This is a genomic window from Halorubellus litoreus (genome assembly GCF_055378595.1).
Genome location: NZ_AP043836.1, coordinates 2,986,381 through 3,005,324 on the forward strand (window position 1 = coordinate 2,986,381; position 18,944 = coordinate 3,005,324).

General features: G+C 67.9%; 20 protein-coding genes. 7 read left to right on the forward strand and 13 right to left on the reverse strand.

Going from position 1 to position 18,944, the window contains the following annotated elements; translation table 11 throughout:
- Positions 1-222 precede the first annotated feature (222 nt).
- The 3 genes from ACZ48X_RS19115 to ACZ48X_RS19125 all read right to left on the reverse strand — a co-directional run bounded on the left by ACZ48X_RS19115 (position 223) and on the right by ACZ48X_RS19125 (position 3,189).
- The gene (locus ACZ48X_RS19115; RefSeq protein WP_336352054.1) at positions 223-2,124 is read right to left on the reverse strand and encodes a cbb3-type cytochrome c oxidase subunit I; all 1,902 of its coding nucleotides are present in this window, start codon (positions 2,122-2,124) and stop codon (positions 223-225) included.
- Between the two features lie 162 nt (positions 2,125-2,286).
- Positions 2,287-2,667, reverse strand: a complete 381-nt coding sequence (locus ACZ48X_RS19120; protein ID WP_336352055.1) for a DUF6684 family protein — start codon at positions 2,665-2,667, stop codon at positions 2,287-2,289.
- 93 nt (positions 2,668-2,760) lie between these two features.
- Positions 2,761-3,189, reverse strand: coding sequence for a DUF7541 family protein (locus ACZ48X_RS19125; protein ID WP_336352056.1), 429 nt, complete (start codon positions 3,187-3,189; stop codon positions 2,761-2,763).
- A gap of 153 nt (positions 3,190-3,342) precedes the next feature.
- On the opposite strand from ACZ48X_RS19125, the gene ACZ48X_RS19130 reads away from it, so the two are divergent.
- Positions 3,343-4,512, forward strand: coding sequence for a thiolase domain-containing protein (locus tag ACZ48X_RS19130; RefSeq protein WP_336352057.1), 1,170 nt, complete (start codon positions 3,343-3,345; stop codon positions 4,510-4,512).
- Positions 4,509-4,901: a Zn-ribbon domain-containing OB-fold protein gene (locus tag ACZ48X_RS19135; protein ID WP_336352058.1), complete on the forward strand. Its 393-nt coding sequence runs from the start codon at positions 4,509-4,511 to the stop codon at positions 4,899-4,901. The genes ACZ48X_RS19130 and ACZ48X_RS19135 overlap by 4 nt, the downstream gene beginning before the upstream one ends.
- A 33-nt stretch (positions 4,902-4,934) precedes the next feature.
- On the opposite strand, the gene ACZ48X_RS19140 is transcribed toward ACZ48X_RS19135, so the two are convergent.
- The 3 genes from ACZ48X_RS19140 to ACZ48X_RS19150 all read right to left on the reverse strand — a co-directional run bounded on the left by ACZ48X_RS19140 (position 4,935) and on the right by ACZ48X_RS19150 (position 7,526).
- Entirely contained in the window at positions 4,935-5,927 is a 993-nt protein-coding gene (locus ACZ48X_RS19140; RefSeq protein WP_336352059.1) for an alpha/beta fold hydrolase, read from the reverse strand.
- A 127-nt stretch (positions 5,928-6,054) separates the two neighbouring features.
- Complete coding sequence (meaB, locus tag ACZ48X_RS19145; RefSeq protein WP_336352060.1) at positions 6,055-7,113, reverse strand: methylmalonyl Co-A mutase-associated GTPase MeaB; 1,059 nt, start codon at positions 7,111-7,113, stop codon at positions 6,055-6,057.
- Positions 7,110-7,526, reverse strand: coding sequence for a cobalamin B12-binding domain-containing protein (locus tag ACZ48X_RS19150; protein WP_336352061.1), 417 nt, complete (start codon positions 7,524-7,526; stop codon positions 7,110-7,112). The genes meaB and ACZ48X_RS19150 overlap by 4 nt, the downstream gene beginning before the upstream one ends.
- Before the next feature lie 223 nt (positions 7,527-7,749).
- On the opposite strand from ACZ48X_RS19150, the gene ACZ48X_RS19155 reads away from it, so the two are divergent.
- From ACZ48X_RS19155 to ACZ48X_RS19170, 4 genes are all read left to right on the forward strand, one after another.
- A complete protein-coding gene (locus ACZ48X_RS19155; protein WP_336352062.1) occupies positions 7,750-8,373 on the forward strand; it encodes a DUF420 domain-containing protein in 624 nt (207 codons plus the stop codon).
- A 115-nt stretch (positions 8,374-8,488) separates the two neighbouring features.
- Complete coding sequence (nucS, locus tag ACZ48X_RS19160; protein WP_336352063.1) at positions 8,489-9,256, forward strand: endonuclease NucS; 768 nt, start codon at positions 8,489-8,491, stop codon at positions 9,254-9,256.
- Positions 9,257-9,359: 103 nt separating this feature from the next.
- Positions 9,360-9,956: a TlpA family protein disulfide reductase gene (locus ACZ48X_RS19165; protein WP_336352064.1), complete on the forward strand. Its 597-nt coding sequence runs from the start codon at positions 9,360-9,362 to the stop codon at positions 9,954-9,956.
- Positions 9,957-9,958: 2 nt separating this feature from the next.
- Positions 9,959-10,750, forward strand: a complete 792-nt coding sequence (locus ACZ48X_RS19170; RefSeq protein WP_336352065.1) for an urease accessory protein UreH domain-containing protein — start codon at positions 9,959-9,961, stop codon at positions 10,748-10,750.
- A gap of 23 nt (positions 10,751-10,773) precedes the next feature.
- On the opposite strand, the gene ACZ48X_RS19175 is transcribed toward ACZ48X_RS19170, so the two are convergent.
- The gene (locus ACZ48X_RS19175) at positions 10,774-11,550 is read right to left on the reverse strand and encodes an ABC transporter permease (protein WP_336352066.1); all 777 of its coding nucleotides are present in this window, start codon (positions 11,548-11,550) and stop codon (positions 10,774-10,776) included.
- Positions 11,547-12,611, reverse strand: coding sequence for an ABC transporter ATP-binding protein (locus tag ACZ48X_RS19180; RefSeq protein WP_336352067.1), 1,065 nt, complete (start codon positions 12,609-12,611; stop codon positions 11,547-11,549). The genes ACZ48X_RS19175 and ACZ48X_RS19180 overlap by 4 nt, the downstream gene beginning before the upstream one ends.
- A 127-nt stretch (positions 12,612-12,738) precedes the next feature.
- On the opposite strand from ACZ48X_RS19180, the gene ACZ48X_RS19185 reads away from it, so the two are divergent.
- On the forward strand, positions 12,739-14,091 hold the full coding sequence (locus tag ACZ48X_RS19185) for an NAD(P)/FAD-dependent oxidoreductase (RefSeq protein ID WP_336352068.1): 1,353 nt from the start codon (positions 12,739-12,741) through the stop codon (positions 14,089-14,091).
- A 43-nt stretch (positions 14,092-14,134) separates the two neighbouring features.
- On the opposite strand, the gene ACZ48X_RS19190 is transcribed toward ACZ48X_RS19185, so the two are convergent.
- The 5 genes from ACZ48X_RS19190 to ACZ48X_RS19210 all read right to left on the reverse strand — a co-directional run bounded on the left by ACZ48X_RS19190 (position 14,135) and on the right by ACZ48X_RS19210 (position 18,942).
- Positions 14,135-15,889 carry a bacterio-opsin activator domain-containing protein gene (locus ACZ48X_RS19190; protein ID WP_336352069.1) on the reverse strand — a complete coding sequence of 585 codons (1,755 nt, stop codon included), beginning with the start codon at positions 15,887-15,889 and terminating at the stop codon, positions 14,135-14,137.
- A gap of 83 nt (positions 15,890-15,972) precedes the next feature.
- On the reverse strand, positions 15,973-16,725 hold the full coding sequence (locus tag ACZ48X_RS19195; protein ID WP_336352070.1) for a DUF7289 family protein: 753 nt from the start codon (positions 16,723-16,725) through the stop codon (positions 15,973-15,975).
- The gene (locus ACZ48X_RS19200) at positions 16,722-17,273 is read right to left on the reverse strand and encodes a DUF7266 family protein (RefSeq protein ID WP_336352071.1); all 552 of its coding nucleotides are present in this window, start codon (positions 17,271-17,273) and stop codon (positions 16,722-16,724) included. Before ACZ48X_RS19200 ends, ACZ48X_RS19195 begins: the two co-directional genes overlap by 4 nt.
- Positions 17,270-18,304 (reverse strand): DUF7261 family protein, encoded by a 1,035-nt coding sequence (locus ACZ48X_RS19205; protein ID WP_336352072.1) that lies wholly within the window; start codon positions 18,302-18,304, stop codon positions 17,270-17,272. Before ACZ48X_RS19205 ends, ACZ48X_RS19200 begins: the two co-directional genes overlap by 4 nt.
- Complete coding sequence (locus tag ACZ48X_RS19210; RefSeq protein WP_336352073.1) at positions 18,298-18,942, reverse strand: DUF7288 family protein; 645 nt, start codon at positions 18,940-18,942, stop codon at positions 18,298-18,300. The genes ACZ48X_RS19205 and ACZ48X_RS19210 overlap by 7 nt, the downstream gene beginning before the upstream one ends.
- Positions 18,943-18,944: the final 2 nt, after the last annotated feature.

Consider the following 18,944-nt stretch of genomic DNA (forward strand, 5'->3'; position numbering starts at 1 on the left):
TGTTCACCACCGGATTCGTGCTCGCGACCGTCTGACCGCGACCCCCTCGAATCCACCGGTCGTACCGACCCGCGCGAACCGAAACGCGTCACGACCCACGCCGCTAGCTCTCGTTGCCCCCGAACCGACAGTCACAGCTCGACGCTCGACACACGACCAAGCGTTCCAGTCGGAAACGAGCAGCACTGGAACGCGAGAAAGAAGACCGACCGTAACGCCGCGTTACTCGTCGCCGGTAGCGTCGTCGTCGTCCGCGTCGACCGGTTCGCCACCGTCGGTCATCGGTTCGTCCTCGGCGGGCTCGCCACCGTCGGCGAGCGTCGTCTCGAGGCGGTCAGCGTGCCAGTCGAACTCGCGGCTCGGGAGGCCGTCCTCCTTGAGGTTCCACGGGTCCGGACCGACGACCGGCCCCTCGAGCCAGGACTGGACCATGTTCCACACCCAGATGAGCTGGCCGACGAGGAGGATGAACGCGCCGACGGTCGCGATGACGTGCAGGCTCGTGAAGTACCCGACGATACCTTCGACCGTGACGCCGTTGTACGTCGCGTACCGACGCGGCATCCCGCCGTACCCGAGCAGGATCATCGCGAAGAACGTCAGGTTCGTCCCGACCATCGTCGTCCAGAAGTGCGCCTTCCCGAGCGTCCGCTGGTACATGCGCCCGGAGACGATGGGGAACCAGTAGTAGACGCCCGCGAACACCGCGAACGCGATAGCGCCCATGATGACGTAGTGGAAGTGCCCGACGACGTAGTACGTGTCGTGGAGCACGAGGTCCACGGGGACTGCCGCCAGGAACACGCCCGTGACGCCACCGATGATGAAGTTCCCGATGAATCCGATACAGAACAGCATCGGGGTCGTCAACCGGATGTTCCCGTTCCACATCGTCGTGATCCAGTTGAACGTCTTCACGGCGCTCGGTATCGCAATCGCGAGACTCACCGCCATGAAGCCGGCGCGCAGCCGCGGGTCGATACCGCTCGCGAACATGTGGTGCGCCCACACACCGAAGCTGAGGACGCCGATGGCGAGCGTGGAGTACACGACGAACTTGAACCCGAACAGCTTCCGGCCCGAGAACCGCGGCAGGACGTAGCTGATGATACCCATCGGCGGCAGCACGAGGATGTACACCTCGGGGTGCCCGAAGAACCAGAACAGGTGCTGGTAGAGGATCGTTCCACCGCCCTCGACCGCGAAGAACCCGGTCGCGAAGTTCCGGTCGAGCAGGAGCATGACGAGTGCACTCCCGAGGAGCGGGAACGAGAACAGGATGAGCGCGGACTGCGTGAGGATCGTCCACGAGAAGATGTCGAGCTTGTCCCAGCCGACGTCCGGGCCGCGCTCCGTGAAGATGGTCGCGATGAAGTTGATCGCACCCATCGTCGCCGACACGCCAGTGAGGTGGAGCCCGAGCAGCATCAGGTCCGTCCCGGCGTTCAGCGCGGTCGTATCGATCTCCGACGACGCGATGACGCGACCCGCGTACTCGTAGGACATCGCGTCCTGTCCGGCGGCAGTCTGTGCGACCGCCTGCGGCGGGTACATCGTCCACGACGTCATCGACGCTGCGATACCGTCGAAGAACGGCGCGAGGAAGAACCCGGCCCAGATGAGGACTGCGCCGGGCGGCAGCAGCCAGAACGCGATGGCGTTGATGCGCGGGAACGCCATGTCGTCCGCGCCGATGAGGAGCGGGATGAAGTAGTTCGAGAACGCGGCGAGTATCGGCGTCCCGAACAGGAACAGCATCGTGATGCCGTGACTCGTCAGGAGCTGGTTGTAGAACGCGCGACCGCCGACGCCACCGAGGACGTCCATCGCGGGCGTCGCCAGCTCGAACCGCATGAGCATGACTGCGAGGCCACCCCACGCGAACGCGATGATGGCGTAGACGCCGTACAGGATGCCGATGTCCTTGTGGTCGACAGTCGTCAACCAGCGAACGATACCACCGGGCTTCTCGTCGTGTCCGTACCCGGTCTCTCCTCCGAGCGCGCTTCCGCCGGCGAGCGGCGTGTACGTCCGCCAGTCGTCGAAGCGCGTGGCGAGCGCGAAGACGACGAGGACGAGAATGCCCGTGAGGAGTGTTAGTGCGAGCTCTCCGCTAAGACCCATAGAAGACGGTCAGGATTGCACCCTAAAGAAAGGCTCGGGTTCGTCGCCGCGTCGGTATCTCGCTGGCGGTTTCAGTCCGTCAGCGAACGGCGGTCGTCCGAGCACGGCCGCTGGAAGGGGTCGGTCGAGTTCCGTCCGGTCCTTGACGGTGAGATGAGAACGTCAGACGGCTTCTTCGGGGGATTCCTTGCGTTCGTCGGTGCCGTCGTCGCCGGTCGCGTCCGGCGTCTCGTCGGACGTGTCCGTCGCGTTCGTCTCGGCGGTGTCGACGACCTCGGATTCCGCTTCGGCGTGCGCCGCACGGCCGGCTTCCTCGCTCTTGATGGCGTCGCCTTCGATGGCGACCGCGGAGACGTACGTGAGGATGGCGAGGAGGACGAACGACCCGCCGATGATACCGAGCATGAGGGTGCTGTACAGCGGGTCCCAGCTGAACGGACCCCAGAGGACGAACAACCCGATGAAGAAGGCCATGATGCCCAGTGGGATGATGTTCACCAAGAGGTCGAGCATCGTGTCCTTCGTGAAGACGCGCTGTGCCATTGCTATCAGGGGCTTTCGAGTGACGCCCAAATAGGTTGTCGGTTCGCGGTAGCGGGATGGGGACGCTCCTGGCGGGACGAGCGTCGTGGGGCCTCAGGCGAGTTCGCCGCGGACCGAGCCGACGCCCGCGGTGAGGATGGTGAGTGCGCCGGCGGAGATCATCGACAGCCCGCGGTACGCGACGGCGTTCGGGACGGCGACGAGTTCGGGGCCGCCGACGACGCCGCCGAACGCAGCGAACACGGCGATACCGAGCGCGAGGACGACGGTTCCGAGGACGCCCAGTGTCACCCAGGGACGTTCGACGTACCCGGCCTCGGCGAGGATGCCCGCGACTGCGCCCGTGAACATCAGGAATCCGACGACCGTGAACACGAACACGCCGACGACGACGCCGACCTCGGCGATGGCGAGCCCGAACGCGACGAACATCGGCCAGAGACTCGCGGAGGGCTTGTGGTCGGTGACGGCGCGATTCCCCTCGCCGCTCGCGGCCCCGTCGTCGACCCCTTCGTTTGCCATACGTCGCCGTTGGAGGTTCAGGCATAAACACGTCACGGAACGCCACAGGCGCCGGTTCCGACGGCACCGAGGTCGCTCGCGGCACGTGGCGGTCGTGCGGTCGTCGCGCCGTTAACCACGACATATTAAGTGGTCGATGGCGAAGTTCAGGCCATGTCAGGTGTACGAGTGGCTGGCGTCGGGTTGACGGCGTTCGGCGCGTCCCCGGAACGCACGGGCCGGGACCTCTTCGCGGAGGCTGGCTGTGACGCGCTCGCGGACGCTGGCGTCGACCGGGACGACGTGGAGGCGCTCCTCTACGGGAACTTCATGGGAGAGCTCGCAGAACACCAAGGCCATCAGGGGCCGCTGATGGCGGAGGCCGTGGGTATCGACGCGCCGGCGACGCGCTTCGAGGCGGCGTGTGCGTCCTCCGGGGTCGCGGTCCGCGAGGGCGTCAAGCGCGTCCGGAACGGCGAATCGGACGTCCTCGTGGTCGGTGGCACCGAGCGGATGACGAACCTGGGGACGGCGGGTGCGACGGAGGCGCTCGCGATCGCCGCGGACGACCTCTGGGAGGTCCGCGCGGGGATGACGTTCCCGGGGGCGTACGCGTTGATGGCGCAGGCGTACTTCGCGGAGTACGGCGGGACGCGCGAGGACCTCGCCGCCATCGCGGTGAAGAACCACGAGCACGCGCTGAACAACGAGAAAGCGCAGTACCAGCGCGCGATCGACGTGGAGACCGTCATCGACGCGCCGATGGTCTCCGAGCCGCTCGGGCTGTACGACTCCTGCCCGATCAGTGACGGGGCGGCTGCGGTCGTCCTGGTGAGCGACGAGTTCGCGGCCGAGCACGACCTGGACGCGTCGGTCGCCATCACGGGCACCGGCCAGGGTGGCGACCTGATGGCGCTCCACGACCGCGAGTACCTCGCGCGGTCGCCGGCGGCGGACGAGGCCGCCGAGGAGGCGTACGCGGACGCCGGCGTGACGCCCGCGGACGTCGACGTCGCGGAGGTCCACGACTGCTTCACGATCGCGGAGGTGCTCGCGCTCGAGTCGCTCGGGCTCTGCGAGGTCGGCGAAGGCGTCACTGCGGCCGCGGACGGTCGGACGACGAAGGACGGCGAGATGCCCGTGAACCTCTCGGGTGGCCTGAAAGCGAAGGGGCACCCGGTCGGGGCGACGGGCGCGAGTCAGATCTGCGAGCTCGCGATGCTCCTCCGCGGCGACCACCCGAACAGCGACGCGGTCGCGGACGCGGACACCGGGCTCGCGCACAACGCCGGTGGCACCGTCGCGTCTGCCGTGGTTCACGTGCTCGAGGTGATGGAGTCATGAGCGGCGACGAGGACGTGGCGGACGCCGGCTACGACGAGTGGATCGACGCCGTCCGCGCGGGCGAGGGCTACTATCTGTCGTGCGAGAACGACCACGGGTCGCTGCCGCCGCGGCGCGTCTGCCCGCACTGCGGGTCGCTCGACATCGAGGAGACGCCGCTGCCCGACAGCGGCGAACTGAAGACGTTCACGATAACGCACGTCGCGACGCCGAACTTCGCGGACGACACGCCGTACGCGGTCGGTATCGCGCGGTTCGGCGACGTCCGCGTCACCGGCCAGCTACGGGACGTCGACGTAGAGGACGTGGAGGTCGGGATGCAGGTCGCCATCGACGTCGCCGAGACCGAGACGACGGGCGACGACCTCGTCGTGTTCCGGTCGCAGTAAGGGAAGGCCGCTTCTCGCGTTCAGTTCTTGTAGTCAGTTCTCGCGTTCGACGGCGACGCGGTCGGCGTCGACCTCGCGGTCCAGGTCGAGGTCGTCGGCGAGCCCGTCGAGGAACGCGTCCGGGTGCTCGTCGTGCGGGAGGAGTGCGGCGTAGTCGACGACGACGAGCTTCGCGTTCGCGTCGTCCGCGAGCGTCCGGCCCTCTGCGAGCGGCGTGATGTCTGCTTCGCGCCCCCAGACGAGCGTCGTCGGGACGTCGAGCGCGGCGATGGCCGGGCCGAGGTCGAGGTCGCTGTCGAGGTACCCCGAGACGAACGACGCGGGCGCGAACCGCGCGCCGGATTGGTGCGTGGTCTGCCAGTCGTACCGTTTGCGTTCGGTCGAGTACGCGTCGGCGTCGTAGTACGAGTGGTCGTCGCTGAAGTACTCGAGCGACCGCTCGCTCGCGACGGCGTCGAAGAGGAGCGTCCCGAGGACCGGCGCACGGAACGCCTTCCTGACGAGGGGTTTCTCGCCGCCCGGCATCGTCGACGCCGTCGGCGACACGAGCACGAGCCGCGAGACGTCGACGTCGTCCTCGCCGGCGGCGGCGACCGCGTACGCGCTCGAGAGCGACGACGCGAGCACGGTCGCGTCCTCGCCGGCGACGTCCCGGAGGAACGCGGCGAGGTACGCCTCGTAGTGCTCGTTCGTGTACTCGATGGGTGGACGCTCCGAGCGCCCGAACCCGGGGAGGTCGGGGGCGAGGACGTGGTAGTCCTCGGCGAGCGCTTCGGCGATGGCGACGAACTCGTTGCTCGACGCGGCCGCGTTCACGCCGTGCACGAGGACGAGCGTCGGGTGCTCGGGATTCCCGAGGTCCGTGTAGTACGTGTCGATGCCGCGCCACCGGTACGTCTCGCCCGTTCCGGGAAGCGGTCGTGGGAGGTCACCGGCCTTCCGTCTGAGCGCGCGGTCGACGAGGACACCTGCACCGACTGCACCGACCGCGCCTACCGTGGCGTACGCCGCTTTCTTCAGTTTCATATCCTGACATACGACGTGGAGCCTCTTGAACGCCGTGCCGACTCGCCGCCAGAAGACACCGACGGAGCCACGAAACCTGCACTCCAATGGCACGCAGACGTCCCGCTTCCGACAGGAACCCGAGCCGTCAGTCCTCGCGTTCGAGACACGCCGCGACCGGGTCGAGGACCTCGTCCGCGATACTGTACGGGTCGGTGTCGCCGTCGAGCACGCGCTCCGCGAGCGCGTCCACGCCACCGTGCTCGGCGATCTCGTCCTCGACGAGCGCGCCCGCGTCCTCGCGGAGCAACGTCCGGATCTCCTCGGCGGTCCGCTGCCGTCGCTTCGCATCTATCTGCCCGGTGTCCTCCAGCCAGTCCGCGTGCGCCTGGAGGGTGTCGAGGAACTCGTCGACGCCCTCGCCGGTCGTCGCCACCGTCTCCAGCACCGGCGTCTCCCACGGCTCCGGCGCATCCTCGCTCCCGTCGCCCTTCTCGGGCATATCGACTTCCGTGTCGACGCCCATCCCGTGATGGCCGGCGGCGACGCTCACGTGCCCGTCGTCCATGTGCACCATCTCCTCTAGCTCCTGGACGGTGCGGTCCGCGCCGTCCATGTCGGCCTTGTTCACGGCGAACACGTCCGCTATCTCGAGGATACCAGCTTTGAGCATCTGGACGTTGTCGCCCGAACCCGGCGGAACGAGGACCACGACGGTGTCCGCGGCCTGCACGATGTCGATCTCGTTCTGGCCGGCACCGACGGTCTCGATGATGACCTTGTCCTTCCCGAACGCGTCCAATGCCTTCACGGCATCCGCGGTCGCCGTCGACAACCCGCCGAGGCTTCCCCTAGCCGACATCGACCGGAAGAACACGTCCATGTCGCCGACGTTCGACGCCATCCGGATGCGGTCACCGAGCACTGCGCCACCCGTGTACGGCGACGACGGGTCGATGGCGACGATACCGACGGTGAGGCCGCGGTCGCGGTACGCCTTCGCGACCTTGTCGACGAGCGTCGACTTCCCCGCGCCCGGACTCCCCGTGATACCGATGACGTCCGCATCGCCCGTGTGCTCGTAGAGCCCGGACACGAGGTCGCGGTAGCCCTCCTGGCGGTTCTCGATTCTCGTGATCGCTCTCGCGAGCGCACGATGCTTCCCCTCGAGGATGCCGTCGAGCAGTTCCTGCGTCGACAGCGTCATCGCTCGGGCGCGTTCTCGCGGACGAACTCGATGGTCTGCTCCATCGACGTCCCCGGACCGAACACCTCGGCGACCCCGAGTTCCTTGAGGTGCGCTTTGTCCTCGTCGGGGACGACGCCGCCGACGAGGATGAGCGTGTCCTCGAACGCGTCGTACTCTTTGAGGCCGTCGATGACCTTCGGCACGAGCGTGTTGTGCGCGCCCGAGAGGATGCTGATCCCGATGACGTCGACGTCCTCCTGGACCGCCGCCTGTACGATCTCGTCGGGCGCCTTGTGGAGCCCCGAGTAGATGACCTCGAATCCGGCGTCGCGGAACGCCCGCGCGATGACGTGCGCGCCGCGGTCGTGCCCGTCGAGGCCGACCTTCGCGACGAGGCAGCGAATGGACCGCTCCTCCTGGCTCTGACTCATGAACGACTGTTCCCTTCCGGCAGGTTTTACTTTAACGGAAGCACGACACCCTGTACGGGTAGGGGTTCTCGGTGGGACCGGCCCACCAGCGGTTCCAGCGCCGACAGCGACCGCCAGGGACGACGCCGCCGACAGCGACGCGACCAGCGCTGGCCGCGCGTCGTCGGCGTCGAGTGGCCCGGAATGCAAAAGCAATTACTCGCGCTCTCCCTAGCGCCGCTCGATGACGGAAACGACGACACCGCCGCTCCGGGACCTGAAGGGGTCGGTGCGGTCGCTGACTATCGTGCTCACGGTCGTCGGGTACGCGCTCGTGCTCGGAACGCTCTACCTCGGGCTCCCCATCTACCCCGACATCGGGCTGGACACGGTGAACGCGTTGAGCGACGCTATCGCGGTGATAAACACGCTCGCGACGACGTGTCTCGTCCTCGGCTGGATCGAGATCCGGCGTGGGAACGTCGATCGGCACCGCGCACTCATGGGTGGGGCGTTCGCACTCATCCTCGTGTTCCTCGTGCTCTACCTCCTGAAGACCGGCGGTGGCGGCACGAAGGAGATCGCGCTCGAACCCGGTGCGCTCTACTACTCGTACCTCGCGATGCTCGCAATCCACATCCTGCTCTCCATCGTCTCCGTCCCCGTCGTGCTGTACGCCATCCTGCTGGGCGTCACGCACACGCCACGGGAACTCCGCCAGGAGACCCCGCACCGGAAGGTGGGCCGCATCGCCGCGGGCGCGTGGATCCTCTCGCTCTCGCTCGGCGTCGTCACGTACCTCATGCTGAACCACATCTACGGCTTCGAGTTCGTGAAGGCGGTCGTCGCGGTTCCGCTCCCCGTCTGAGGCGGTGACGACTCGCGGTGACTGCTCGCGATGACGGCTCGCGGTGACGGCTCGCAACGACGACCCGTTCCGGCAACGGATAGGTTTTTACTGGTGCCTCGGGTATCGAGTCGTCGTGACTGTCGAACGCTTCGCGTCCCCGGACGCGGCCACCGTCGCTCGCGTCGTCGGCGACGGGCTCCGCGAGGGCGCGGTCGTCTCCATCGAGGCCGAGTGCGAGGTCGAGTACGACGGACGCTCGGGCGGCTACCTCGGGCCGGGCGACCGTCTCGTCGTCTGCAAGCCCGACGGGACGCTCCTCGTGCATCGGCCCTCGGGCCACAAGCCCGTGAACTGGATGCCCGGTGGCGCCACCATCAAGCTCGAACCGGGCGAGAGCGACGAGGACGCGCCGTTGCTGTACGCGCGCCGGTCGAACCCGAACGAGTTCCTGCGCGTGTACCTCCAGGACGTCTACTCGGTGTCGCGGTTCGACGCCGAGGACGCCGTCGAGTACCAGGAGCGCGGCACCGAGGCGGAGATGCACGAGTACATCGAGTCGAACCCCGAGACTGCGCTCGAGGCCGGTATCCGCATCGTCGAGCACGAGCGCGAGACCCAGTACGGCTACCTCGACTTCTTCGCACAGGATGCGGACGGGACGCCGGTCGTCGTCGAGGTGAAGCGCCGGCAGGCGACGCTGAACCACTTCGACCAGCTGAAGCGCTACATGGAGCTCTACCGCGAGTCCAACCCGGAGGTCCGGGGGATGCTCGTCGCGCCGTCGACGAGCGACCGCGTGAAGCGCGCGCTCCGCGACAACGACATGGAGTTCGTGCGACTCGCCGAGTTCGACGTCGAGACCCGCGAAGCCTCCGAGACGACGCTCACCGACTTCTCCTGACGCCGGCATCGTCACCGAGTTCTGCCGCTGGCGCCGGACGCTCTGGCGTCGCTCGCGCACGACCGGGGGAACGAATTAACCCGCGGCGCCCTCCTGTACTGACATGAACGGTCCCACGCGGCGAGCGGTCCTCTCCTCGGTCGGCGCCGGCGCACTCGCCGGCCTCGCGGGGTGTCTGAGCACGGGTAGCGGGAACGGCGACCCGACCGATGGCGACGGCGCCGGCGATGGCGGCAGCGGCGACGGTAGCAGCGGCGACGGTGGCTCGAGCACGGACTGGCGGGACATCACGCTGACGACGGTCCGCGGCGACGAGTCGTTCACCATCGCCGACCTCGCAGCCGACGGGCCGGTGCTCGTGGAAACGTTCGCGGTCTGGTGCTCGAACTGTCTCCGCCAGCAGAAGACGATGATCGACTTCCACGACGCGAACCCGGACGTGACGACCGTCGCGGTCGACATCGACCCGAACGAGGACGCGAAGAAGGTCCGCGACCACGCCGAGAAGCACGGGTTCGACTGGCGGTACGCGGTCGCCCCCGGCGAATGGACGAAGTCGGTGACGAGCGAGTTCGGGTCGTCGATGGCGAACGCGCCGTCGGTCCCGATGCTCCGCATGTGCGGGCCCGACGACGTCGAACGCTTGAAGGACGGCCAGAAGTCCGTCGAGTTCCTCGAGTCCGCGCTCGAGGACTGCTAGCCGTGCTCGCCGTCGCCCTCCAGCTCGGGTTCGAGCTTCCGGCGGGCGTCGCGCCGTTCGTCGAAGCGTTCGTCGTCGGCGTCCTCACGCCGCTGACGGCGGCGTGCGCGCTCCCGCTCTACCCGGGTTTCCTCTCGTATCTCGCGCGCAGCGACCGCGGTGGCTCTGGAACGAGCGGCGATGCGAGCAGCGTCGCCGCGAACCCAACCGCGAGCGACGGCGGCGCGTCGCGGTCGTCGCTCGGCCTCGGCCTCGCGGTCGTCGCGGGCGTCGTCGCGTTCATGGGCGCGGTCGGCCTCGTGTTCGCGTACTTCCTCCAGGAGTCGTTGACGACCGTCGTCGAGATCGTCTCCCCCGCCGCGTTCGCGGTGCTGCTCGTCCTCGGCGTCGCGCTCGCGCTCGACCACGACGCCGTCGACCGCCTCCCCGGCCTCGACCCCCCGGAGACCGGGAACGCCTACGGGTCCGCGTTCGTCTACGGGCTGTTCTTCGGCGGTATCGTCCTCCCCTGTAACCCCGGGTTCATCGCGCTGTTCTTCGCCCGGACGCCCATCCTCTTCGACTCCCCCATCGCGGGATTCGCGGGCTTCCTCGTGTTCGGCCTCGGGATGGGTGCGCCACTGCTCGCGTTCGCCGCCGTCTCAGAAGCCCGCGGTCGCGCCGTCACGCGCGCACTCGCCCGGAACGCCGGCCTCGTCAACCGCATCACGGGCGTCGTGATGGTCGCCGTCGCCGCCTACTACCTCGTCGTCGTCTTCGACGTCGCGGGAATCGGTAGCCTGCTCGGGCTCTGAGCCGGCTGCCGTAGCACGCGGTCTCAGTCGGTCTGGGGGATGGCGTACGCGCCGGCGACGAGGAAGGCGACGGCGGCGACCGCGAGCACGCCGAGTGCGGCGAGCGGGCCGAGGTCGAGGACGACCGTGCCCGCGTCGGTCGACGCGGGCGCGATGACCTGCCGGAGGCCCTGCGCGAAGTACGTGAGCGGGCTGAGTGCGACGAGCGGGTGGAACCACTCGGGCAGCAGCGTCGGTTGGACGAACGTCTGCGAGAGGAAGAGAAGCGGGAGGCCGATGGCGTTGCTCGCGGTGACGGCGCCGTCCTGGCTGTCCGCGAACGCGCCCAGGAGCGCGCCGACCCCGCAGAAGCACGCCACGCCCACGGGAACGTAGACGAGCAGGAGCGGGGAGAGGACGATGCTCGCACCCGTGAGCGCGGTGGTGAGCGCGAGCACGAGGACGGTGGCGACGCCGATGATGCCGACGTTCACGAGCGTCTGCGCGAGCAGCCACTCGCCCCGGGTCAGGGGCGTGGTCGCGAGCTTCTCGAATCGGTTGTGCTCGCGGTGGCGCGCGACCTCGCTCCCGACCCTGGAGAGCGGCGTGAACAGGACGACGACCGCGACGTACCCCGGGACGTAGTACGACGCCGGTTCCGTGAACAGTCCCGCGCCCGCGCCGTCGGTCTGGACGAGCACGCCGAAGATACCGACGAGTATCGCGGGGAAGAAGAACGTGAAGAACACCGCGACGCGCCGTCGGAGGAACGACCGCGACGCCGCCATCGACGCCGACCGGACGCGGCCGACGCGACTCACGACGACTCACCTCCCTGCACGCCCTCCGCAGGTCCACCGTCCGTGCGAACGCCGGCGACCGCGCCGTCGCGTCCCCGGCCGCCAGCCAGTCCAGACGCGTCCTGGACGCCCGCCTCGTACGTCTCGCCGGCGAGCGCGAGATAGACGTCCTCGAGCGTCGGTTCGCGCCACGACAACCCCGAGTACGGGACGTCGGCGTCGTCGAGCGCGTCCGCGACCGCCGCGACGTCGCGCGCGGCGACGCCGCGAACGCGGACCTCGGTCCCGTGCGTCGACACGTCCATCCCGGCGTCCGCGAGCGCACGCTCCGCGGCCTCCACGGGCGGCTCCCTCCGGGAGTCGCCCTCGCCGGCGTCGCGCGAATCCTCGACGGCGTCCACGTCGACGACGACGCTCGGCGCGCCAGCGTGCTCCGCGACGAGGTCCTCGGGCGCACCCACCGCAACGAGTTCGCCGTCCGCGAGCAGGCCGACGCGGTCCGCGAGCCGCTGGGCCTCCCGCATGTCGTGGGTCGTCAACACGACAGTCGTCCCGCCCGCGACCTGCTCCTCGATGCGGCTCCAGACCGTCCGTCGGCCCGCCGGGTCGATACCCGTCGTCGGCTCGTCGAGGAAGAGTACGTCCGGGTCGTTCACGAGCGTACTCCCGAGACACACCCGGCGTTGCTCGCCACCGCTCATGTCGCCGTAGTTCGCGCCCGCCGCTTCGGTCACGCCCACGGCCGCGAGAACGTCGTCGACGTCCCGCGCGTCGTCGTAGAGGCCCGCGTAGTACGCGACGACCTCCCGCCCAGTCAGCCGCTCGGGCGGCGCGAACGACTGCGGGAGCACGCCGAGGCGCTCCCTGTCGGCCGCCTTCGGGTTCTCGCCGAGGAGTTCGACGCTGCCAGCGTCCGGCGTCGCCGTTCCCGTGAGCGTCCGAACGAGCGTCGTCTTCCCCGCCCCGTTCGGGCCGACGAGCGCGAACACCTCGCCCGCGGCCACCGACAGCGACACCCCACCGACGGCCTGGACGTCACCGTAGGCCTTCCGGACGTCAGTCGCGACGAGCGCATCAGTCATCGCGAGACGCTTCGGCGTCGACGCGCTAATGCGTCCCGGTCTCGGTCGGCCACGACCCTCCCGCGGGCGCTCTCGCGGTCGTGCCGGCACCCCCCAGCATATGCCGATTCGGCTCCAAGGGACCGACATGCGAGTCCTCGTTCTCGGCGCCGGGTACGCCGGCGTCGCGCTGACACGGAAGCTCGAACGCACCCTCGACGACGACGTCGACGTCGTCGTCGTCGACGACACCGGCACGCACGTCGTCCAGCACGAAGTCCACCGCGTCATCCGGAAACCCCGGGTCGCCGACCACATCACGCTCGACCTCCACGACCTCTTCGACCGCGCCGAGGTCCGCGAAGGCACCGTCGTCGACGTGGACACCGACGCGAACGAGGTGACGCTCGCCGACGACACCGTCCTCACGTACGACGTCGGCGCGGTCTGCCTCGGGAGCGAGACCGCGTACTACGACCTCCCCGGCGTCCGCGAGCACGCCATCCCCTGCAAGCGCGTCTCGCACGCCGAAACCATCCGCGAGTCCGTCCTCGACGCGATCGAGTCCGGTGGTCGCGCCATCGTCGGCGGCGCCGGCCTCTCCGGCGTGCAGGTCGCCGGCGAACTCGCCGCCCTCCGCGACGCCCACACCGACCCATCGCCGACGGACGACAGCGACCCGTCGCTGACCGACGACACCGACCCGGTCCAGGTCAGCATCGACGACGCGAACGACCCGACCGAAGACCTCGAAACGGACGCCCCCGCGGCCGACGACCCCGCAGCCGACGACGCCACCGCCGACGACACCGCGGCCGACGACTTGGGGCCGGAGGCCGCTTCGGCCGACGACTTCGAGGTGACCGTCCTCGAGATGCGACCCTCGGTCGCACCCGGATTCCCCGAGAACTTCCAGACCGCCGTGCACGACGCACTCGAAGACGCCGGCGTCGACGTCCGCACGAACGCCGCCGTCGCCGAAGCCACCGCCGACGCCGTCGTCCTCGAGGACGGCACGCGAATCGAGTACGACACGTTCGTCTGGACCGGCGGCATCGCCGGCCCGGAAGCGACCGACGGCGACCGCGTCGACGCCCGAGCCGACCTCCGCGTCGGCGGCGACACGTTCGTCGTCGGGGACGCCGGGCGCGTCGTCGACGCCGACGGCGAAGCCGTCCCCGCGAGCGCCCAATCAGCCATCCGCGAAGCACGCGTCGCCGCCGCCAACGTCGCGGCGCTCGTCGAGCACCGCCGGACGAGCGAGCCAGGCGATTTCGAACCGCGCATGAAGCGCTTCGAGTTCGACTCCCCCGGCTGGCTCGTCTCCATCGGGAACGGCGCCGTCGCTCAGGTCGGCCCTACCGTCATCACCGGACGCGCCGCCGTCGCCCTCAAAGCCAGCGTCGGCGCCGGCTACCTCTCCGGGATCGGCGAACTCCAGAACGCCACCGACCTCGTCAACGACGAACTCGACCTCGACCCCGGCCACGACGACGCCTGACGTCGCAAGCGGAAGTCAGAACCGAGCGTACTGCTGTCGCTGCTCACCGCGGTTCGTCCTCGTCGTCGACCTCCGACATGAACGACTGCAGGAGCTTGCGCTCGCCCGCACGCAGATGCTCGTGGAGCGTCGGCGACGAGATGTCCATCGCCTCCGCGACCTCCTCCGCCGTCGACTCCCGCGGCCACTCGTAGTACCCCGCCGAGAACGCCGTCTCCATCGCCGTCTGCTGGCGCTCCGTCAATCGGTCCTCGAGGTCCTTCCGGAACGACTCGCCGGACTGCACCGAGCGCTCGACGCGGCGCTTCGAGAGCACCGACGTCTCCTCGTACGCCGACTCGACCGCGCGCGCCAGCGCCTTCAGGTCCGCGTCCGGCGCGACCTCCGCGACCAGCCGGCCCTCGCCCTCCTCCACGCGGAACGTCTTCACGGTCGCCCCCGACGACGAGAGCGTGTGCACCGCCGACGACGCGACCGTGATCTCGAACAGCGACGGGTCGCCATCCGTCACCAACCGAACGTCCTCGACGAGGTCGTGCGTCGTCGCCGCCTCCAGGAACGACTCCCCGGACACCCCCGCAGCTTCCAGATAGCACGTCAACGACGAGTCGCTCGTCGACGCCACACCCTTCAGGTTCGCCGTCGCACCCGTCGACGCCGACAGGTCGACGAACGGATCCGACCGGTCCGTATGCCGGAACTCCAGCTCCACGATGGTGTCCGCGAGCAAGAGCTTGCGTTGCTCGACCGAGTTGATACCGTTCCCGATGCGCTCCCCGAGCTCGCCGAACACCTCGAGCTCCTGCTCGCCGAACGCGTCCGCGCGCTCCGCGTACACCAGGACCGCGCCGTACGTCTTCTCGCGGTACGATAGCGGCGCGATCACCGCAGACGTCTCCTCGACCGGATCGTCGCCGAACACCGCCTCCCGATGTGCCTCCGACACCGAATCGATCGCTCGAACCTCACCCGTCGACACCGCGTCCTTCACGCGCGTCGCCACCTCGCTCACGTCACCCGTCTCGGACTCGACGCGGTCGACGTCCGCACCAGCCGCAACCCGCGGGTCGAACCGCTCCGTGCGCTCGTTGTATCCCGTGATCCACGCGACCGAGTACGCGCCCGAGTCGGCGAGCGACGCACACACCTCCGACTCGATCTCCTCGCGACTCTCCGCGTCCACGAGCACGCGGTCGACCTGCCGGATGACCGTATTGATGTGCGTCAACCGATCCAGCTCGCGCTCCCGGCGCTCGATCACCGGCTCGTACTCCTCGTACTGCTCGGTGATCTCTTCGCGGAGCGCCGCTAGCTCGTCGGCGTCCCGGAGTTCCTCGCTTTCGCGCGCCGCGAGCGCCTCCTCGGTGGAACTCATCGCGAAGTACTCGCGGACGTCCTCGTCGAACGACGACCGCGCGAGCATCTCGTCGACCGCCTCCAGGATGTCGTCCTGGGACACCGGCTTCACGAGGTAGTCGTCGAACGGCATGTCGACGATGTCCGTGTCCGGCGCGACCGCCGTCATCATCGCCACCGGCACGTCGAACCCGCGGTCCCGGAACGCCTCCAGGACCTCGTCGCCCGACAGCGTCGGCATCCGTCGGTCCAGCAGGACGGCGTCCACGTCCTCGCTCATCGCCTCTAAGGCCTCCTCGCCGCTGTTCGCGACGCGAGGCACGTACTGTCCGGCGTCCAGCCAGTACTCGCAGGTCTCCGCCAGGTCCACGTCGTCGTCAACCACGAGGACTACCGGGGCGTCCTCGTTCGACGGCACGTCCTCGGTCGCGTCAGTACTCATTGCGCACGTATTCAGACGGCCCTCTCAAAACAGACTCCCCTAACTACGTAGGCCGACCCTACGTGAGTTGGGTTTCGAACAGGTCACGGCGACCCGTACGTCATCTCGATGACCACCAAGCGAACGACGACGCGGTCGGTCGAACACGAGGTTTCCACGGAGTTCGACCCGATGCTGTCGATATTCCACCCCTGCTCGTCGAGCGTCCGCTCCCACGCCGGAGCGTACTCCGTGTCGGCGACATCGACCTGAACCCCGATGCTCGAACCGGTCTCGGCGTGCAGGAGCTCGGTCGACTGCTCCTCCATAGTCACTTCGACGTTGTCCGTCGACCCGATAGCGCCCTGCGACGACGTCACCGCGACGAGCGACACCACCGCGCTCTCGCTCGTACACGTCATCGTGGGCTGCAGCACCGTCACTGACGCCGTCCCGTCACGCCGGAACACGCCGCCGGACTCGTACGCGACCGCCGTATCGTCCACGTAGAACTCGAACGACCCGACTGGGTTCGGGTCTGGCGTTACCTCTGTCCCGTCGACGAGCACCTCGATGTCCGTCGATTCGTCGACCTGCAACTGACCGCCACCGAGGTTCAGCGACCCACCGCGACGCTTCGCCTCGCCCTTCACGATGTCGCTCATACTCAACGCGACCGCCTCCAGCGCACGCTCCGCGTTCGCCTTCTGTTCACCGTCACGCACCTCGCGGATCGACGAGAACCCCGTCCCGTACACGAGCGCAACCGAGGTGATGATGATGGAGAACACGATGATGAACGCCAGCACGTCACTCACCGCGCGCTCGTCGCCCGTCAGCCCGAGCGAACGCATCATAGTCGCACCTCCATAGGGGACAACGACGGCGACGGTGCGTCGTTCTGAAGCGTCAAATCACCAGAACTATCGATAACGATGTAGAACGACCCGCCGTTCACCGTCTGCGGTGACCCCTGAAGATCTATTTGTGGGTCGATTGGAACGACGACTTCGCTCTCAACACCACCGGGAGTCGATAGAACCAAACACTGTACGTCTGAGGGAGTCGGCGCCAGGTCTCCAGGTGCGTCACAGTTCGCGTCTCCCTCACGTAACTCTACGTTGTAGTTGTCCCCCGCGACGTACTCCGGGTGGGAGACGCGAACGGCCATCGTCCCGCCCCCAGCGTCCTCGGCGCTGTAGTACGCCGACGAGATCTCCGACGCCATCCGGTTCCCGATGGTCCGCAGCTCCGTCTTGGTCGCACGCTCCTTCTCGTCGCGAAGCAGCCCGCTCCCGCCGACGAGCAATCCCGTGATGAGGATAGTCGTGATACCGATGGTCAGCACGTGCGTCACCGCGATAGACACCGCCCGGTCGTCCGCAAAGAAGTTACTCCGAATCATCGTGAGCGATTGTACACCTCCACGTAGTACTCCTCCGTGAACGTCGCCTGTCCCGAATCGTAGCGGACCTCTATCTCGAATTCCCAGGCGTCCCACGTCACGAACGGCTCGCCGGCGCCCAAGCTGGCGTCCTGGAACTGGAGCGTCGGGTTCAGTTCCGGCTCGTCGTTCATCGTGAGCGAGTACGACCCCTGGACACTATCCCCTCGGATGAACGTTACGTTTCGAGCAGTCCCATTATCGATGGCCTCCCACGGACCTAGCTGTCCGTCGCAAGCGTCATACCCCTGGACGTTACCGTCGGAGAAGTTGAACGTCACCGTCGACGCGCTATCGGAGCCCGGGAGCACGCACTCCGTCCCCGAGAAGTCCCGATACGGCTGCGGGGAATCGTTCACGGTCCGTATCGCGACCTCGCTCGTCGACGACTTCTCGTAAATCCACACCACGTGGTTCTCGTTCGACGACGGCGGCGACCACATGACTCGGAACGCATCCTGTCCACCGGCCGTCAAACTCGATCGTTCGACAGTCATATCGAAGTCACGGACGATAGCGTCGCCGCCAGGCGGTTGCATGAGCGTCCAATTCGGGGCGCCGCCCGGCGCGGTGAAATCCGACCCCCCTTTATCTTGGATGCGAGCACCGTACGTCACGTCAGCGCTCGACGAACTCACCCGGACCGACGCAACCGCTGGACTAGCCGCTCCGGCGACCTTCGTCAACCCGTCGCTGTACGTGGAAACGTTCGCGGTAATCCCGTCATACGCCTCCGTCTGGTCCACCGGATTGCCGAACGCTCCCTTCGCGTTTACGCGCTCCGCAAGTCGCTTCACGCTCACCTCGACCTCGTCATTCAGGAGTTGCGCGTCCCGCGGCGCGCTCGCCGCGCCCGTCGACGCGACGTTCTCCGTGTACAGGACCGTGTTGAACACGACCGCGAGCCCGAGCACGATGAACGCGATCGCGACCGCGCCAACGAGGATGAGTTGCGCGCGGTCGCTTCGCTCGTCGAACGCGACTCCTACCATACGATCACCTTCACCGTCACCACGTTGTACACCGGACTGTCATCGTACGCGTCCGGAATCGGATAATACCCGTTGTCGCCGTCGCTCTTGTCCGTGTCGTACCACGAGAGCGCGCGCTCGTCACCGCCCGGACCAGTGAGGCGCTGGTCGTCGTAGAGCGTGATGGTGTACGTCGCCACCACGCCACTCTGCGTCGAGAATCCGTTCCGAACCATCGTCATCGTCCCACCGTCCGGGTTCCCGGAATCGTCCTGGTACGTCACGAGCACGTTGTACCCGTTCTTGTCCTCGAACGCCTCCTCCAACATCAGCAACAGTCCTCGCGGTGCCTTCCCAGGTGGCAGGTCGCTACTGTACCCGAGCGACCGGCCGTCCGACGCCGCGAACCGACGGTCGGTGTTCGACTCCGTTCCATTCCAGTACCGGATCATCTTCGAGAGGTTCCCCGAATCCGCGCTCAGGACCAGCATGTCCTGCGCTTCCAAGCGTACCTGGTCGCGCGCGTCGCGGTCGACCGTCCCACCCGTCGTCGGCGTGATGACGACCGACTGGAGCGCGAACAACACCGCGGTCAAGATGAGTATCGACCCGATGAACCCCTCGAGCGTGTACGCCTGTCCCCTGTTGTCATCGAACATGC

Excerpts from the sequence above, each read along its gene's own strand:
- ACZ48X_RS19120 (WP_336352055.1), bottom strand. The coding sequence starts at position 2,667 with ATGGCACAGCGCGTCTTCACGAAGGACACGATGCTCGACCTCTTGGTG.
- ACZ48X_RS19195 (WP_336352070.1), bottom strand. The coding sequence starts at position 16,725 with ATGATGCGTTCGCTCGGGCTGACGGGCGACGAGCGCGCGGTGAGTGAC.
- ACZ48X_RS19135 (WP_336352058.1), top strand. The coding sequence starts at position 4,509 with ATGAGCGGCGACGAGGACGTGGCGGACGCCGGCTACGACGAGTGGATC.
- ACZ48X_RS19180 (WP_336352067.1), bottom strand. The coding sequence starts at position 12,611 with ATGACTGATGCGCTCGTCGCGACTGACGTCCGGAAGGCCTACGGTGAC.
- ACZ48X_RS19140 (WP_336352059.1), bottom strand. The coding sequence starts at position 5,927 with ATGAAACTGAAGAAAGCGGCGTACGCCACGGTAGGCGCGGTCGGTGCA.
- ACZ48X_RS19150 (WP_336352061.1), bottom strand. The coding sequence starts at position 7,526 with ATGAGTCAGAGCCAGGAGGAGCGGTCCATTCGCTGCCTCGTCGCGAAG.
- ACZ48X_RS19185 (WP_336352068.1), top strand. The coding sequence starts at position 12,739 with ATGCGAGTCCTCGTTCTCGGCGCCGGGTACGCCGGCGTCGCGCTGACA.
- ACZ48X_RS19210 (WP_336352073.1), bottom strand. The coding sequence starts at position 18,942 with ATGTTCGATGACAACAGGGGACAGGCGTACACGCTCGAGGGGTTCATC.
- ACZ48X_RS19115 (WP_336352054.1), bottom strand. The coding sequence starts at position 2,124 with ATGGGTCTTAGCGGAGAGCTCGCACTAACACTCCTCACGGGCATTCTC.
- meaB (WP_336352060.1), bottom strand. The coding sequence starts at position 7,113 with ATGACGCTGTCGACGCAGGAACTGCTCGACGGCATCCTCGAGGGGAAG.
- ACZ48X_RS19155 (WP_336352062.1), top strand. The coding sequence starts at position 7,750 with ATGACGGAAACGACGACACCGCCGCTCCGGGACCTGAAGGGGTCGGTG.
- ACZ48X_RS19165 (WP_336352064.1), top strand. The coding sequence starts at position 9,360 with ATGAACGGTCCCACGCGGCGAGCGGTCCTCTCCTCGGTCGGCGCCGGC.
- ACZ48X_RS19125 (WP_336352056.1), bottom strand. The coding sequence starts at position 3,189 with ATGGCAAACGAAGGGGTCGACGACGGGGCCGCGAGCGGCGAGGGGAAT.
- ACZ48X_RS19130 (WP_336352057.1), top strand. The coding sequence starts at position 3,343 with ATGTCAGGTGTACGAGTGGCTGGCGTCGGGTTGACGGCGTTCGGCGCG.
- ACZ48X_RS19190 (WP_336352069.1), bottom strand. The coding sequence starts at position 15,889 with ATGAGTACTGACGCGACCGAGGACGTGCCGTCGAACGAGGACGCCCCG.
- ACZ48X_RS19200 (WP_336352071.1), bottom strand. The coding sequence starts at position 17,273 with ATGATTCGGAGTAACTTCTTTGCGGACGACCGGGCGGTGTCTATCGCG.
- ACZ48X_RS19205 (WP_336352072.1), bottom strand. The coding sequence starts at position 18,304 with ATGGTAGGAGTCGCGTTCGACGAGCGAAGCGACCGCGCGCAACTCATC.